Annotated in this window: 11 protein-coding genes; 5 read left to right on the top strand and 6 right to left on the bottom strand. The window is 71.8% G+C overall.

Annotated features, from left to right (window positions below; genetic code table 11):
* Nucleotides 1-4: 4 nt before the first annotated feature.
* The 4 genes from A6P39_RS23650 to A6P39_RS23635 all read right to left on the bottom strand — a co-directional run bounded on the left by A6P39_RS23650 (nucleotide 5) and on the right by A6P39_RS23635 (nucleotide 6,435).
* The gene (locus A6P39_RS23650; RefSeq protein WP_067053499.1) at nucleotides 5-964 is read right to left on the bottom strand and encodes an EamA family transporter; all 960 of its coding nucleotides are present in this window, start codon (nucleotides 962-964) and stop codon (nucleotides 5-7) included.
* A gap of 123 nt (nucleotides 965-1,087) precedes the next feature.
* Nucleotides 1,088-3,133 carry an ABC transporter ATP-binding protein gene (locus tag A6P39_RS23645; protein ID WP_067053501.1) on the bottom strand — a complete coding sequence of 682 codons (2,046 nt, stop codon included), beginning with the start codon at nucleotides 3,131-3,133 and terminating at the stop codon, nucleotides 1,088-1,090.
* Nucleotides 3,134-3,220: 87 nt separating this feature from the next.
* Nucleotides 3,221-3,355, bottom strand: coding sequence for a hypothetical protein (locus A6P39_RS23640; RefSeq protein ID WP_267893375.1), 135 nt, complete (start codon nucleotides 3,353-3,355; stop codon nucleotides 3,221-3,223).
* Nucleotides 3,356-3,555: 200 nt separating this feature from the next.
* The gene (locus tag A6P39_RS23635; protein ID WP_067053503.1) at nucleotides 3,556-6,435 is read right to left on the bottom strand and encodes an FAD-binding and (Fe-S)-binding domain-containing protein; all 2,880 of its coding nucleotides are present in this window, start codon (nucleotides 6,433-6,435) and stop codon (nucleotides 3,556-3,558) included.
* 157 nt (nucleotides 6,436-6,592) lie between these two features.
* On the opposite strand from A6P39_RS23635, the gene serC reads away from it, so the two are divergent.
* Nucleotides 6,593-7,711, top strand: a complete 1,119-nt coding sequence (serC, locus tag A6P39_RS23630) for a phosphoserine transaminase (protein ID WP_067053504.1) — start codon at nucleotides 6,593-6,595, stop codon at nucleotides 7,709-7,711.
* Here serC and A6P39_RS45540 read toward each other — a convergent pair.
* Nucleotides 7,690-8,046 carry a hypothetical protein gene (locus A6P39_RS45540; protein ID WP_067053506.1) on the bottom strand — a complete coding sequence of 119 codons (357 nt, stop codon included), beginning with the start codon at nucleotides 8,044-8,046 and terminating at the stop codon, nucleotides 7,690-7,692. The two genes, serC and A6P39_RS45540, sit on opposite strands and share 22 nt — an antisense overlap.
* A gap of 332 nt (nucleotides 8,047-8,378) precedes the next feature.
* Here A6P39_RS45540 and A6P39_RS23620 point away from each other — a divergent pair, with 332 nt between their 5' ends.
* Both A6P39_RS23620 and A6P39_RS23615 read left to right on the top strand, forming a co-directional pair.
* The gene (locus A6P39_RS23620) at nucleotides 8,379-9,083 is read left to right on the top strand and encodes a hypothetical protein (protein ID WP_067053508.1); all 705 of its coding nucleotides are present in this window, start codon (nucleotides 8,379-8,381) and stop codon (nucleotides 9,081-9,083) included.
* Between the two features lie 150 nt (nucleotides 9,084-9,233).
* Nucleotides 9,234-9,677, top strand: coding sequence for a PPOX class F420-dependent oxidoreductase (locus A6P39_RS23615; RefSeq protein ID WP_067053510.1), 444 nt, complete (start codon nucleotides 9,234-9,236; stop codon nucleotides 9,675-9,677).
* Between the two features lie 15 nt (nucleotides 9,678-9,692).
* On the opposite strand, the gene A6P39_RS23610 is transcribed toward A6P39_RS23615, so the two are convergent.
* Complete coding sequence (locus tag A6P39_RS23610; RefSeq protein ID WP_067053512.1) at nucleotides 9,693-10,673, bottom strand: hypothetical protein; 981 nt, start codon at nucleotides 10,671-10,673, stop codon at nucleotides 9,693-9,695.
* Nucleotides 10,674-10,786: 113 nt separating this feature from the next.
* Between A6P39_RS23610 and A6P39_RS23605 the strand changes: the two genes are divergently transcribed.
* Entirely contained in the window at nucleotides 10,787-11,470 is a 684-nt protein-coding gene (locus tag A6P39_RS23605) for an SGNH/GDSL hydrolase family protein (RefSeq protein ID WP_067053515.1), read from the top strand.
* Between the two features lie 88 nt (nucleotides 11,471-11,558).
* Nucleotides 11,559-12,152: a Uma2 family endonuclease gene (locus tag A6P39_RS23600; RefSeq protein WP_067053516.1), complete on the top strand. Its 594-nt coding sequence runs from the start codon at nucleotides 11,559-11,561 to the stop codon at nucleotides 12,150-12,152.
* Nucleotides 12,153-12,173 lie beyond the last annotated feature (21 nt).

Raw genomic sequence — 12,173 nt, 5'->3', positions numbered from 1 at the left:
CCCGTCAGGCCTCCGGTGCCGGTTCCACGCGGGCCCTGCCCCGGCCCACCTGGGTGCGGACCGCACCGATGCTCGCCGCGATGACCAGGGCGATCGCCGCTGCCTCCGTGGCGGAGAGGGACTGGCCGAGGATGAGGAAACCGGCCGTGGCCGCGATCGCCGGCTCCAGGCTCATCAGGATCGCGAAGGTGGAGGCGGGCAGGCGGCGCAGCGCCAGCAGTTCGAGGGTGTAGGGCAGGACCGAGGAGAGCAGGGCCACCGCCGAACCGAGAGCGAGGGTGGTGGGGTCCAGCAGGCGAGTGCCCGCCGAGGTGATGCCCAGGGGGAGGAAGAGCAGCGCGGCCACCGCCATGGCGAGGGCCAGGCCGTCCGCCTGGGGAAAGCGGCGGCCCGTGCGGGCGCTGAAGACTATGTAGGTCGCCCACATGGCACCCGCACCCAGGGCGAATCCGACACCTGTGGGGTCCAGGTCGCTGAAGCCCCCGCCGCCCAGCAGGAACACGCCGAGCAGCGCAAGCCCCGCCCACACGACGTTGATCGCGCGGCGGGAGGCCAGCACGGACAGGCACAGCGGGCCGAGGACCTCGAGGGTGACCGCCGGGCCCAGCGGGATGCGGGCGACCGCCTCGTAGAAGAGGCCGTTCATCGCGCCCATGGCGATGCCGAACGCGATCACCGTGCCCCAGTCGGCGCGCGAGTGGCCGCGCAGCCGGGGGCGGCAGACCACGAGGAGGACGGCCGCCGCCGCGATCAGGCGCAGGGCGACGACGCCCAGCGCACCCGCCCTCGGCATCAGGGTCACGGCGAGGGCGCCGCCGAACTGGACCGAGATGCCGCCGGCCAGCACCAGCCCGACCGGACCGAGCGAGCCGAGCGAGCCGAAGCGGCGTGGGCCTCCGGCCGGGGCGGCCGGGGTCGGCGTGGTGGCGCCGGAGGCGTGGGAGGTGCTGGGGGCGGCGGTCACGGGCAGTCCTGGGCTTGATCGAGTACGTCCATCGCGATGTACTACCAGGTCCAGGGTAATGGACTTCGACAGGAGCGTGAACCCCTTAAGGAGCTGTCCCGGATGCTGGGACTCCTACGGCGGTCATATCCCCGGCCAGGCCTCCTCGTCCCGGAACAGGGGGCGGCCGTCGGGGAGGTACCCGGGCACGCTTCCGTGGGACTCGTAGGCGGGCTGGACGGGCTGGGCGGGCCGGGCCGTCGCCGTCCAGGCCCCCGCGGGGGCATAGGCCCCGTGGTCGTACGCCGCCGGCGACGCCTCGGTCCCGCCCTGGGCGGCCGCCCCCGGTGCGCCCGTCCCCTGGATCTCCTCCCACAGCGGCATGCGCAGTTCACCGGTGTCCATCACCGCGTTGTTCTGCGAGCGGTGCAGCCGGGCGTACGCCCCGCCCCGGGCGAGGAGTTCCTCGTGGCGGCCCCTCTCCACGATGCGGCCGCGGTCCACCACGAGGATCCGGTCGGCGTCGGGGGCGAGGTTGAGATCGTGGGTGATCATGATCGTCGTACGGCCCGTCATCAGGCGGCGCAGGGGTTTGACGACGCGACGGGCGGCCATCGCGTCCAGGCCCGTCGTCGGCTCGTCCAGGACCAGGACCGGGGCGTCGCGCAGGATGGCGCGGGCGATGGCCAGCCGCTGGAGCTGGCCGCCGGACAGGCGGGCCGAGTTGGGGTCGACCTTGGTGTCGTAGCCGTCGGGGAGCCGGACGATGAAGTCGTGCGCGTCGGCGGCCCTGGCCGCCTCCTCGATGGCCTGGTCGCTGGCGCCGGGGCGGCCGCAGGCGATGTTGGCGCGGACCGTGTCGTGCAGGACGAGGGTCTCCTGCGGGAGCAGGGTGATGTACTCGCGCAGCCGGGCCAGCGGGAAGTCGCGCAGGGGGACGCCGTCCAGCAGGACCTCTCCGGAGTCGGGGTCGTAGAAGCGGAGCAGGAGCTTGGAGACCGTGGACTTTCCGGCGCCGCTCGGGCCGGTGACGATCACCAGCTCACCGGGGCTGACCGTGAAGGACAGTCCCTGGAGGGCGGCCTTGCCGGCCTCCGGGTAGGTGAAGGTGGCCTCCCTGACCTCGACCGTTCCGTCCGGGCGGCCGGTCCGCGTCGGCGTGCGGGGGTCGGTGACCGAGGGGTGCACGTCCAGGATCTCGATGAGCCGCTCGGCGCCCGCCGTGGCGGCGGTGACCGTCAGGCCCAGCTGGGCGAGGCCGCGCACCGGCGGGTAGAGGTAGCCGAGGAACGCGGCGAAGGCGAGGAGCTGGCCGAGGGTCATCCGGCCGGTGGAGATCTCCCAGGCGCCGATGCCGGTCACCGCGAGCACGCACACCGTCTCGATGACCTGGACGAGCTGCTCGTAGGCCTCGTTGAGACGGGTGGAGCGGACCGAGGCACGGAACCAGGCGTTCGCCTCCTCGCGCAGCCGGCGGCGCTCGGCGTCGCGGCGGTCGTAGGCCTGGGTGAGCACGATGTTGCCGAGGGACTCCTCCACCACGGAGGTGATCGCGCCGTCGGCGGCCCGGCCCTCGCGGGAGACGTCCTTGATGGAACCGGAGAAGCGGCGGGCGGCCAGCCAGAACAGGGGCGCGAGGACGAAGGTGGCGGCGGCCAGGTCCCAGCGCAGCCAGAACGCGGCCACGGCGTAGAAGAGGGCGGAGAACGCGGCCGAGGCCGCGCCGACCAGACCGGAGACGACCATCGTCTCGATCGCCTCGACGTCACCGGTCAGCCGGGAGAGCAGATCGCCCTGGCGGTGGCGTTGGAAGAAGTGCGGCGGCAACTGCTGGACGTGGTCGAAGACGTGCTCGCGCAGCCGCATCACGAACCGCTCGGTTGCCCATGCGGCCAGGGAGTTGCCGGCGTACGCGACGAGCGCACCGGCCACGGCGATGCCCAGCCACTTCACGGCCGGTGCCCAGAACGCGGCCAGCGAGCCCTTCTCCAGGGCGTGGTCGGTGAGGTCGCCGAACAGCAGGATGGCCTCGGTCTCGGCGAGCGCGGCGATCACCGTGCACAGCCAGACCATGAGCAGCCATTTCCTCAAGCCCTGGGTCAGCGGCCAGAAACGGCGGAACGCCGTCCGGGCGGGAATCGTCGGGGTCTCGTACTCGAACTCGTCGCTCTCATCGCTCTCGTCACTCATCCGGTGCCCCTTTCGAATCACCTTCCCGAACGAAAAAGAAAAGGGGCCGACAGCGCACCATCGACCCCTTTTCTATTCAGTCTCGGATTACTGGTCCCGGCCGGGCAGCGGCTTCGGGAACGGCTTCGGCGCGTGCTTCTTCGGCTTCGGCTTGGGCTGCGGCGGCGGGGGGAGCTGCTTCTTGGGCTTGGGGGGCAGCGGGACAAGCTTGTTGAAGCCCATTTCTTACTCCTAGTGTTTCGCAGTTCTTGTTGTCTCGAGAATTCCGCGTCCGGCTCCCGACACCGGAGAACTTACACGCCACCCGAGAGCCCGAACGGCAAAATTGGCAAAGGGGTGCTGTGAATACCTAGGTGATTCCTGAGAGACCCATGCGAAGCCCATGCGAAGCTGGGAGTTCTCTCATGAACCTGAGAGCGGCCTTATGATCCGGCGTCAGGCCGCCGTACGGCGAGCGCCTCCGCCAGGACCTCCGCCAGGTGCCGTCCGCGCACCCCGGCCAGCTGCTCCAGCTGGGTGCGGCAGGAGAAGCCGTCGGCCAGGACCACCGTCTGGTCGGGGACTTCGCGGACCGCCGGGAGGAGCTGCTCCTCCGCACAGGCGCGGGACACCTCGAAGTGGCCTTTCTCGAAGCCGAAGTTGCCCGCGAGGCCGCAGCAGCCCCCGGCCAGCTCACCGGTGAGGCCCGCGGCCTCGCGCAGGCGGCGGTCGGGGGTGTCGCCGAGCACCGCGTGCTGGTGGCAGTGGGTCTGGCCGACGACCGGGCGGTTAACGGCCGGCGGGGTCCAGTGCGGGGCGTGCCGCTCGAGGGCCTCGGCGAAGGTGAGGACGGCCCGGGACAGCTCTCCCGCGCGCGGGTCGTCGGGCAGCAGCTCGGGCAGGTCGGTGCGCAGGGCCGCCGCACAGCTCGGTTCGAGGACGACGACCGGGAGCCGCGCCCGCAGCACCGGTTCCATCAGGTCCAGCGTGCGGCGCAACACCACGCGGGCGCGGTCCAGTTGGCCGGTCGAGACATAGGTCAGGCCGCAGCAGACGCGGGCCCGGCGGGCGGTGAGCAGCGCGGCGGCCGACCTGCTGCGCCCCGTCCCGAGGGCTCCCGCGCGCGGCAGCAGCGTCGGCGGCAGGGTCACCCGCAGCCCGGCTGCCTCCAGCACCCGGACGGCGGCCCGGCCGACGGACGGGGACAGATGCTCGGTGAAGGTGTCGGGCCACAGCACGACCAGTTCTCCCGTGGGCGCCGGGGCCGTCCGCCTGGCGCGCCACCAGGAGGTGAACGTCCGCGTCGCCAGACGGGGGATCTCCCGCTCCGGTGCGATCCCGCCCAGGCGTTTGCCGGCCGCGGCGAGCGGCCGCAGCGAAGCCAGCGCGTTGAGCAGCGGGGCCGTGCGGGTGCGGGCGACCACGCGCAGCCACTTCGGCAGCCGGCCCATGCTGTGGTGAGCCGCGGGACGGCGGCGGCCGGCGTAGTGGTGGTGCAGGAACTCCGCCTTGTAGGTGGCCATGTCGACGCCGACCGGGCAGTCCGAGCGGCAGCCCTTGCAGGACAGGCACAGGTCGAGGGCGTCGCGGACCTCCGTGGACCGCCAGCCGTCGGTGACCAGGCCGCCCGCCAGCATCTCGTGCAGCAGCCGGGCCCGGCCGCGCGTGGAGTGCTCCTCCTCGCCGGTCGCACGGAAGGAGGGGCACATCACGGCCGGTCCGGTCGCCGTGGTCGTACGGCACTTGGCGACGCCGACGCAGCGGCGGACGGCCGCGCGGAAGTCGCCGCCGTCGGCCGGATAGCCGAAGGCCACGTCGACGGGCTCGGCCGGAAGCACGGAGAAGCGGAGGTTCGCGTCCAGCGGGGCCGGGCGGACCAGCATCCCGGGGTTGAGCAGGTCGTCGGGGTCCCAGAGCGCCTTGGCCCGCTCGAAGAGCCGGACCGTCTCGGCGCCGTACATGCGCGGCAGCAGCTCCGCGCGGGCCTGCCCGTCGCCGTGCTCCCCGGACAGCGAGCCGCCGTGCGCCACCACCAGGTCGGCCAGCTCCTCGGAGAAGCGGCGGAAGCGGCCGATGCCGGCCTCGGTGAGCAGGTCGAAGTCGATACGGACATGGATGCAGCCGTCGCCGAAGTGGCCGTACGGCGTGCCGCGCAGGTCGTGGGCGGACAGCAGGGCGCGGAAGTCGCGCAGATAGGCGCCGAGCCGGACGGGTGGCACCGCGCAGTCCTCCCAGCCGGGCCAGGCCTCGCTGCCGTCGGGCATCCGGGTGGCCGTACCGCTCGCGTCCTCGCGGATGCGCCACAGGGTCCGCTGGGCGGCCGGATCCGTCACCACCAGGGAGTCCACGACGTCGGCCGCGCGGACGATCTCCTCCGCACGCGCGCGTGCCTCGCCCGCCGACTCCCCGCCGGTCTCCACGAACAGCCACGCGCCCGCCTTCGGCAGCCCGGCCGGTGAGCGCACCAGGTCGGCGGCCATGCCCTCCACCGTCAGCGGGCCGTACCCCAGCAGGCCCGCGGCGGCCTCGGCGGCGGCGCTCTCGTCGCCGTACCCGAGCACGGCGAGGGCACGCGCGCGGGGTGCCTGAACCAGCCGGACGACCGCCTCGGTCAGCACGCCCAGCGTGCCCTCGGAGCCGCAGAACGAGCGGGCGACGTCGGCGCCCTTCTCGGGCAGCAGCGCGTCCAGCGCGTACCCGGAGATGCGGCGGGGCAGGTCCGGGAAGCCGGTGCGCAGCCGGGCCAGCTCCCCTTCCGCCAGCTCGCGCAGTCCCTCGGGTGCGCCCGCCCAGCCCTGCCCGAGCCGCAGCCGCCGTCCGCGCGCGGTGACGACGGACAGCTCCCGCACGCTGTCCGCGGTGGTGCCCCAGGCGACCGAGTGGGAGCCGCACGAGTTGTTGCCGATCATCCCGCCGAGCGTGCACCGGCTGTGCGTGGAGGGGTCGGGGCCGAACCGCAGGCCGTGCGGAGCGGCGGCCTCCTGGAGCCGGTCGAGGACGAGCCCGGGCTGCACGACGGCCGTGCGGGTCCCGGGATCGACCGCCAGCAGGCCGTTCATGTGCCGGGTGAAGTCCAGCACCACGCCCGCGCCCGTGGCCTGTCCGGCGATCGACGTGCCGCCGCCGCGCGCCACCACCGGCACCCCGTGCGCCCGGCACACCTCGAGCACGGCGGCCACGTCGTCGGCGTCTCTCGGGGCCACGACGCCGAGCGGGACCCGGCGGTAGTTGGATGCGTCCATGGTGACCAGCGCCCGGGAGGTGACATCGAAACCCACCTCGCCCCGGACGGCCCTGCGCAGTGCAACGGCAAGCTCTGTCATGCGTCAAGGATGCATCCGCTCACACTCAGTCACCGCGACTTTTCCACAGCCTCGCCCATATCGTCGTACTTATTTACAAGTCCACGGCTCGGTGATCTCGTCTCATCGGACGGACATGGTTTCCGCCCGGTTTCGCCCACCCGATACCCTCCGACTCGTGGCCGACATCCAGATTCCCGCTGACATCAAGCCCGCCGACGGACGTTTCGGCGCGGGCCCCTCCAAGGTGCGCACCGAGGCGCTGGACGCCCTCGCCGCCACCGGTTCGTCCCTGCTGGGCACCTCCCACCGCCAGGCGCCCGTCAAGAACCTGGTCGGCAAGGTCCGCGAGGGCATCTCCGAGCTGTTCTCCCTGCCCGAGGGCTACGAGGTGATCCTCGGCAACGGCGGCTCGACCGCCTTCTGGGACATCGCCACCCACGGCCTGATCGAGAACAAGTCCCAGCACCTGAACTTCGGCGAGTTCTCCTCCAAGTTCGCCAAGGCCGCCAAGCTGGCGCCCTGGCTGGCCGAGCCCACCGTCATCTCCACCGACCCCGGCACCCACCCGGAGGCGCGGGCCGAGGCCGGTGTCGACGTCTACGCCTTCACCCACAACGAGACCTCGACGGGCGTCGCGATGCCCATCAAGCGTGTCGAGGGCGCGGACTCCGGTTCCCTGGTGCTCGTGGACGCCACCTCCGGCGCGGGCGGCCTCCCGGTCGACGTCGCCGAGACCGACGTGTACTACTTCGCCCCGCAGAAGTCCTTCGCGTCCGACGGCGGCCTGTGGATCGGCGTCTTCTCGCCCGCCGCCGTCGAGCGCGCCGAGCGCATCCACGCGTCCGGCCGCCACGTGCCGGAGTTCTTCTCGCTCCCCACGGCGATCGACAACTCCCGCAAGAACCAGACGTACAACACCCCGGCCCTCGCCACGCTCTTCCTCCTCAACGAGCAGCTGGAGTGGCTCAACGGCCAGGGCGGCCTCGCCTTCTCCACGGGCCGCACCAAGGACTCCTCGACCCGCCTGTACAGCTGGGCGGAGGAGTCCAAGTACGCCACCCCGTTCGTCACCGACCCGGCCAAGCGCTCGCAGGTCATCGGCACGATCGACTTCGCCGACGAGATCGACGCCGCCGCCGTCGCCAAGGTCCTGCGCGCCAACGGCATCGTGGACACCGAGCCTTACCGCAAGCTCGGCCGCAACCAGCTCCGCATCGCGATGTTCCCGGCGATCGACCCGGCGGACGTCGAGGCGCTGACGAAGTGCATCGACTACGTCATCGAGAAGCTCTGACCGCTCGGCGAGCGGGACGGTGAGGGGCGCCCGGTGCCAACCGGGCGCCCTTCGTCATGTGGTCCCCGGGACCACCCGTCAGCCGGCCGGCACCGGCACAGGTTGAGGTTCGCGGGGCGGGCGGTGTCACCGGTGCCGTACCACATGTCGATCTGCCGGTAGCCGTCCATGGAGACGCGGATCCCGTCGGTGGCGGAGACGGCGAGCGTGAAGGGGCCGCCGGAGCCGAAGTCCCGGGTCACCGACCAGCGGACACCGAAGTTGTCCTTCGGTACGCCGGTGACCGGGCTGCCGGACCAGCTCTCGCCGATGGCACCGTCGCAGTCCGTCCTCACCGGGGAGCCGGAGAACGAGGTGTTCTTGCAAGATCGCGGACAACTGCCCGGCCCGCCCCTCCGGGAAGCCGTCGGCGACGTGGTACGGCCGTACGTGCAGGGGGAACACTCCATGGAGATCAGGATTCCGGTTCCTGTCGATTTTCCGTGACAATTCCGGCACCGGACCATGCAGTTCGATCAAATACCGTCGTTCCGTCGCCACCCCCCCGTCTCACCAGGCATCCGAAGCGCTGCGCCACCGTACGGTGACGTCGAAGCGCCGGACCGGTGAGGAGCGGCACGCAGCCGTCCTTCCGGTGTTTCCGGTCGTCGCGTCGAGGAGTTCTCCCATGCCAGCCGTATCCGCACGTCGCCGCCGTTCCCTGCTGACCGCCTCGGTGCTCCTGGGCGCCGTCGGCGCCACCGCGCTCCTGCCGGTGGCGACCGCCTCGGCCGCTCCCGCCGCCGACCCGGCCGCCCGCTACGCGGGCGAGGCCGTCCCCATCGGCCGGCACATGGTGGCCGTCCTGCGCAACGATCCCCACGCCGGCGGCCCCGAGGCCTGGATCCGCGCGGTGCCGGCGCACTGGCGGCAGGGCGACGCCTACATGTACCGCGTCCTGGGCAAGCTCGACCGCGACCACACCACGGCCGAGCAGAGGGGCCTGTCCCTGCGCCTGACGGGCACCCTCGGCTCCGCCCCCGCGCTCCGCGTGACGGCCGAGGGCAGCACGCACGTCATCGCGCTGCCCAAGGCCGGCACCGCCGACGCACGGGGCTGCACCGTCATCGCGGAGCAGGACATCGGCGCCGGCGCGGTGGCCGTGCTGAGCAACGGCCTCCACGGGCCGTCGGCGTTCTTCAAGGACGCGGGTGACGGCACGCGCTTCGGCGGTGTCGTCAACCGCGCGCACCCCTCCCTGCCGAAGAGCGCCGGCTTCATCGCCCGGATCGTGAACCCATACGGTCCTGCCCCGAAGCTCCGCACCGACATGGAGGGCGGCGGCCACCCGGCGAGCACGACGCCCTTCCCGGCACCCGGGTGCGTGAAGTGACGCAGCAGGCCCGGCTTCCCGGCCGCTGACGGACGTATGGGAGCCCGGAGCCGCACGAGAGTGCATGGGAGCGTTCCCATGCACTCTCGATACCGCGGCCCGGGATGTCCAGCGCTTGAGAAGCCGGGCGTGCGGTGCCTCCATGGAGGCATGACCAGTGCGCGCACGAGCCCCGCCCTCGCCCCGTTCGTCAAGCAGTACGCCGCCCTGCTCACGACCCACAAACGGGACGGCACCGGCGTCGGCACCCCGGTGAACATCGCCGTCGAGGGGGACCACGCCTACTTCCGGACCCCGGGCACCACCTGGAAGGTCAAGCGCCTGCGCAACAACCCCGAGGTGGAGCTGGCCCCCTCCACCCTGCGCGGTGCCCCCACCGGCCCGGAGATCCACGCACGGGCCCGGCTGCTGGAGCACGGCAGCCCGGAGGACCGGCACGCGGCGCAGCTGCTGCGGCACAAGTACCCGGTCATGCATGGGGTGTTGGTGCCGCTGTCGCACAAGCTGATGCGTGCGCCGACGCTGCACTACGAGGTACGGCCCGTGCAGGAGGAGCCGCCCGCCGGGAAGTGGGCGGAGCCCACCGACCGGTGAGACCGGTGAGACCGCTCAGCCCCGCCGCCGCAGCCGCCACAGCCCGAGGAGGGCGGCCGCCGCCGCGGCGGCGATCACGGCACCGGTCCTGAAGCCCCCGCCTCCCGAACCGCCCGCCCGACTCACGCTGCCGGAGGGCGACTTGGCGGCGGCCGGGCCAGGGGTGTCCTTCGCCTCGACCTGGCTGCCGACGCCCTCGGAGCTGTAGAGCAGCTTGGTGCCGTCGACGGAGTACGTGACGCCCTCCCCTTGGCCCTGCAAGGGCACGTCGAGCTGCCCTGCGCGTTTGATCCGGCCGCCGTTCCAGTCGTAGTAGATCCCGCCGAAGTAGCCGCGCACGGCGAGCTGCCGGCCGTCCGGCGAGAAGGCCGCGTCCGTGGCCCAGAGGTCGACGGGGGCGATCGGCCTGAACACGTTCGTGCCGGAGGCGGAGAGGGTGGCCGGGCCCTCGTACAGGTGCCCGCCGTCCTCCTTCTTGTCGATGATGTAGACGCGCCCGGTCTTCGGGTGGACGATCAGCGACTCGGCGTCGCGCGGCCCGTTCGCGTACTTCACGACGTACTGCGCCGCCGTGACCGTCTCGTCCTTCAGCACCTTCGGCTCGGGCAGCCGGTAGATCCACACGTACGGCCACTTGCCGCCGAGGTTGTCGCCGATGTCGCCGAGGTAGATCTGGTCGTCCGGCCCGATGGAGATGGCCTCGACGTCGCGCGGGGAGCCGATGCCGCGCAGGGTGAGCCGGGCGACGGTCTTCCCTGTCGCGCTGTCCACGGCGTAGACGTACGGCCCGTCGCCGCTGTCGTTGTGCGTCCAGTAGACGCCGGGGTGGAGGCGGGAGGCGGCGAGCCCGCTGGACTCGGTGATCCGCGGGTCCTTGAAGGTGAAGCCGGTGTCGCCGGCCCTGCTGTCGGCGGACGCGGGCAGCGCGCAGGCGCCGGTGAGCAGCATTCCGGCGAGACCGGTGAGACCGGCGAGGACGGCGGACGATCGGCGCATGCCCCAAGCCTGCCACTGCCCGCGGGTGTTCGGCGCGGACGCCCTGTGGGCCCCCCGGGGGACGTGGTGGGCCTCACACCCCATGCGTGCGGGTGATCGTCCATCATGAGCGGATGCTCAGATTCATGCCCGTAGGTGACTCCATGACGATCGGGAGCGCGGGCGAGCACACCTGGCGCTACCGGTTGTGGCGGCACCTGTGCGACACGCACGGCGGCCCGTTCACGTTCGTCGGCCCGCGCGAGGAGCTGTACGACAAATCGTCCGACGCGCCGACGTCGTACGCGTACGCCGAACCCGGCTTCCCCCGCCGCCACCTGGCGGGCTGGGGCGAGGGCTGGCTGCACATGGCCCCGCTGATCGGGGACGCGGTACGCGCCCACCGGCCGGACGTGCTGCTGGTCTCCCTCGGCCTGATCGACCTGGGCTTCTACACGAACGCGGAGCAGACGGCACAGAACGTACGGGCGTTCGTCGCCGGCGCCCGGGAGGCCGCCCCGCGCATACGCATGGTCGTCCTGCCGGTGATACCGAACATCCGGGCCGCGGCGGACGAGCCGTTCGCGGCCCAGGTGGACCTCTTCAACGTTCTGCTCGCGAAGGCGGTCGCCGACCTGGACGAGCCCCGCTCCCCGCTGCTGCTGGCCTCTGCGCCCGAGGCGTACGACATCCACTCCGACACCTACGACGGCACGCATCCCAACGCGAGCGGGGAACACCGGATCGCGGGCGCGTTCGCGGGGGCGATGTGGGAGGCGTGGGGGGTCGGACAGGCGTACGCGGCCGGGACAAGCTGACCTGAATCCGGCGAGTCCTGGTCACCGTGCGTATCGTTGTACTGCGCGGCCGCACCTGTCCGTGGGGCGGCCGGGGAGGAGCGCCACGATGACCGTCCTTGAAGACAGGATCGAGATGGCCGACGCCGACGCCAACACCAGGCATTTGGACGAGTGGTTCGAGCGGCTTGAGCGTATGCCCGTCCCCGAAGGATTCAGGGTCGAGATCGTCGGGGGCAACGTCCACATGACGCCGCAGCGGGCCACTCACTGGGGAATCATTCGCCGAATCGTGCGGGCACTGGAGGACAAATTCGGGAGGGACGTCCAAGCGTTCTCGGACGTCCGCATCGACTTCCCGGGCTACCAGAACGGCTTCTGCCCGGACGTCGCCATGCTCAAGGAATCGGCGAAGACAGACAACAACGGCCGCTGGCGGTACCAGGACGTCGAGTTCGTCGCTGAGGTCATCTCCCAGGGCACTGCCGCCAACGACTACGGCCCGAAGAAAACTGCCTACGCGATCGCCGAAGTCCCCCTCTACATCGTCGCCGACCCGTATCAGGGCCGCTGCTTCGTGTACACCGACCCCAAGGACGGCGACTACGAGAACAGGACACCGGTGGACTTCGGCACCGACATCGACCTCACCGGCACAGTGGTCGACCTCATCCTCAAGACCGACAGGTTCCCCCGCGACTAGCCCAACCCCGCTTGCCTAGAG

The organism is Streptomyces sp. FXJ1.172, assembly GCF_001636945.3.
Classification (GTDB): Bacteria; Actinomycetota; Actinomycetes; order Streptomycetales; family Streptomycetaceae; genus Streptomyces.
Note: the sequence above shows the minus strand (reverse complement) of the source record. Positions and strands in the feature narration are given on the sequence as shown.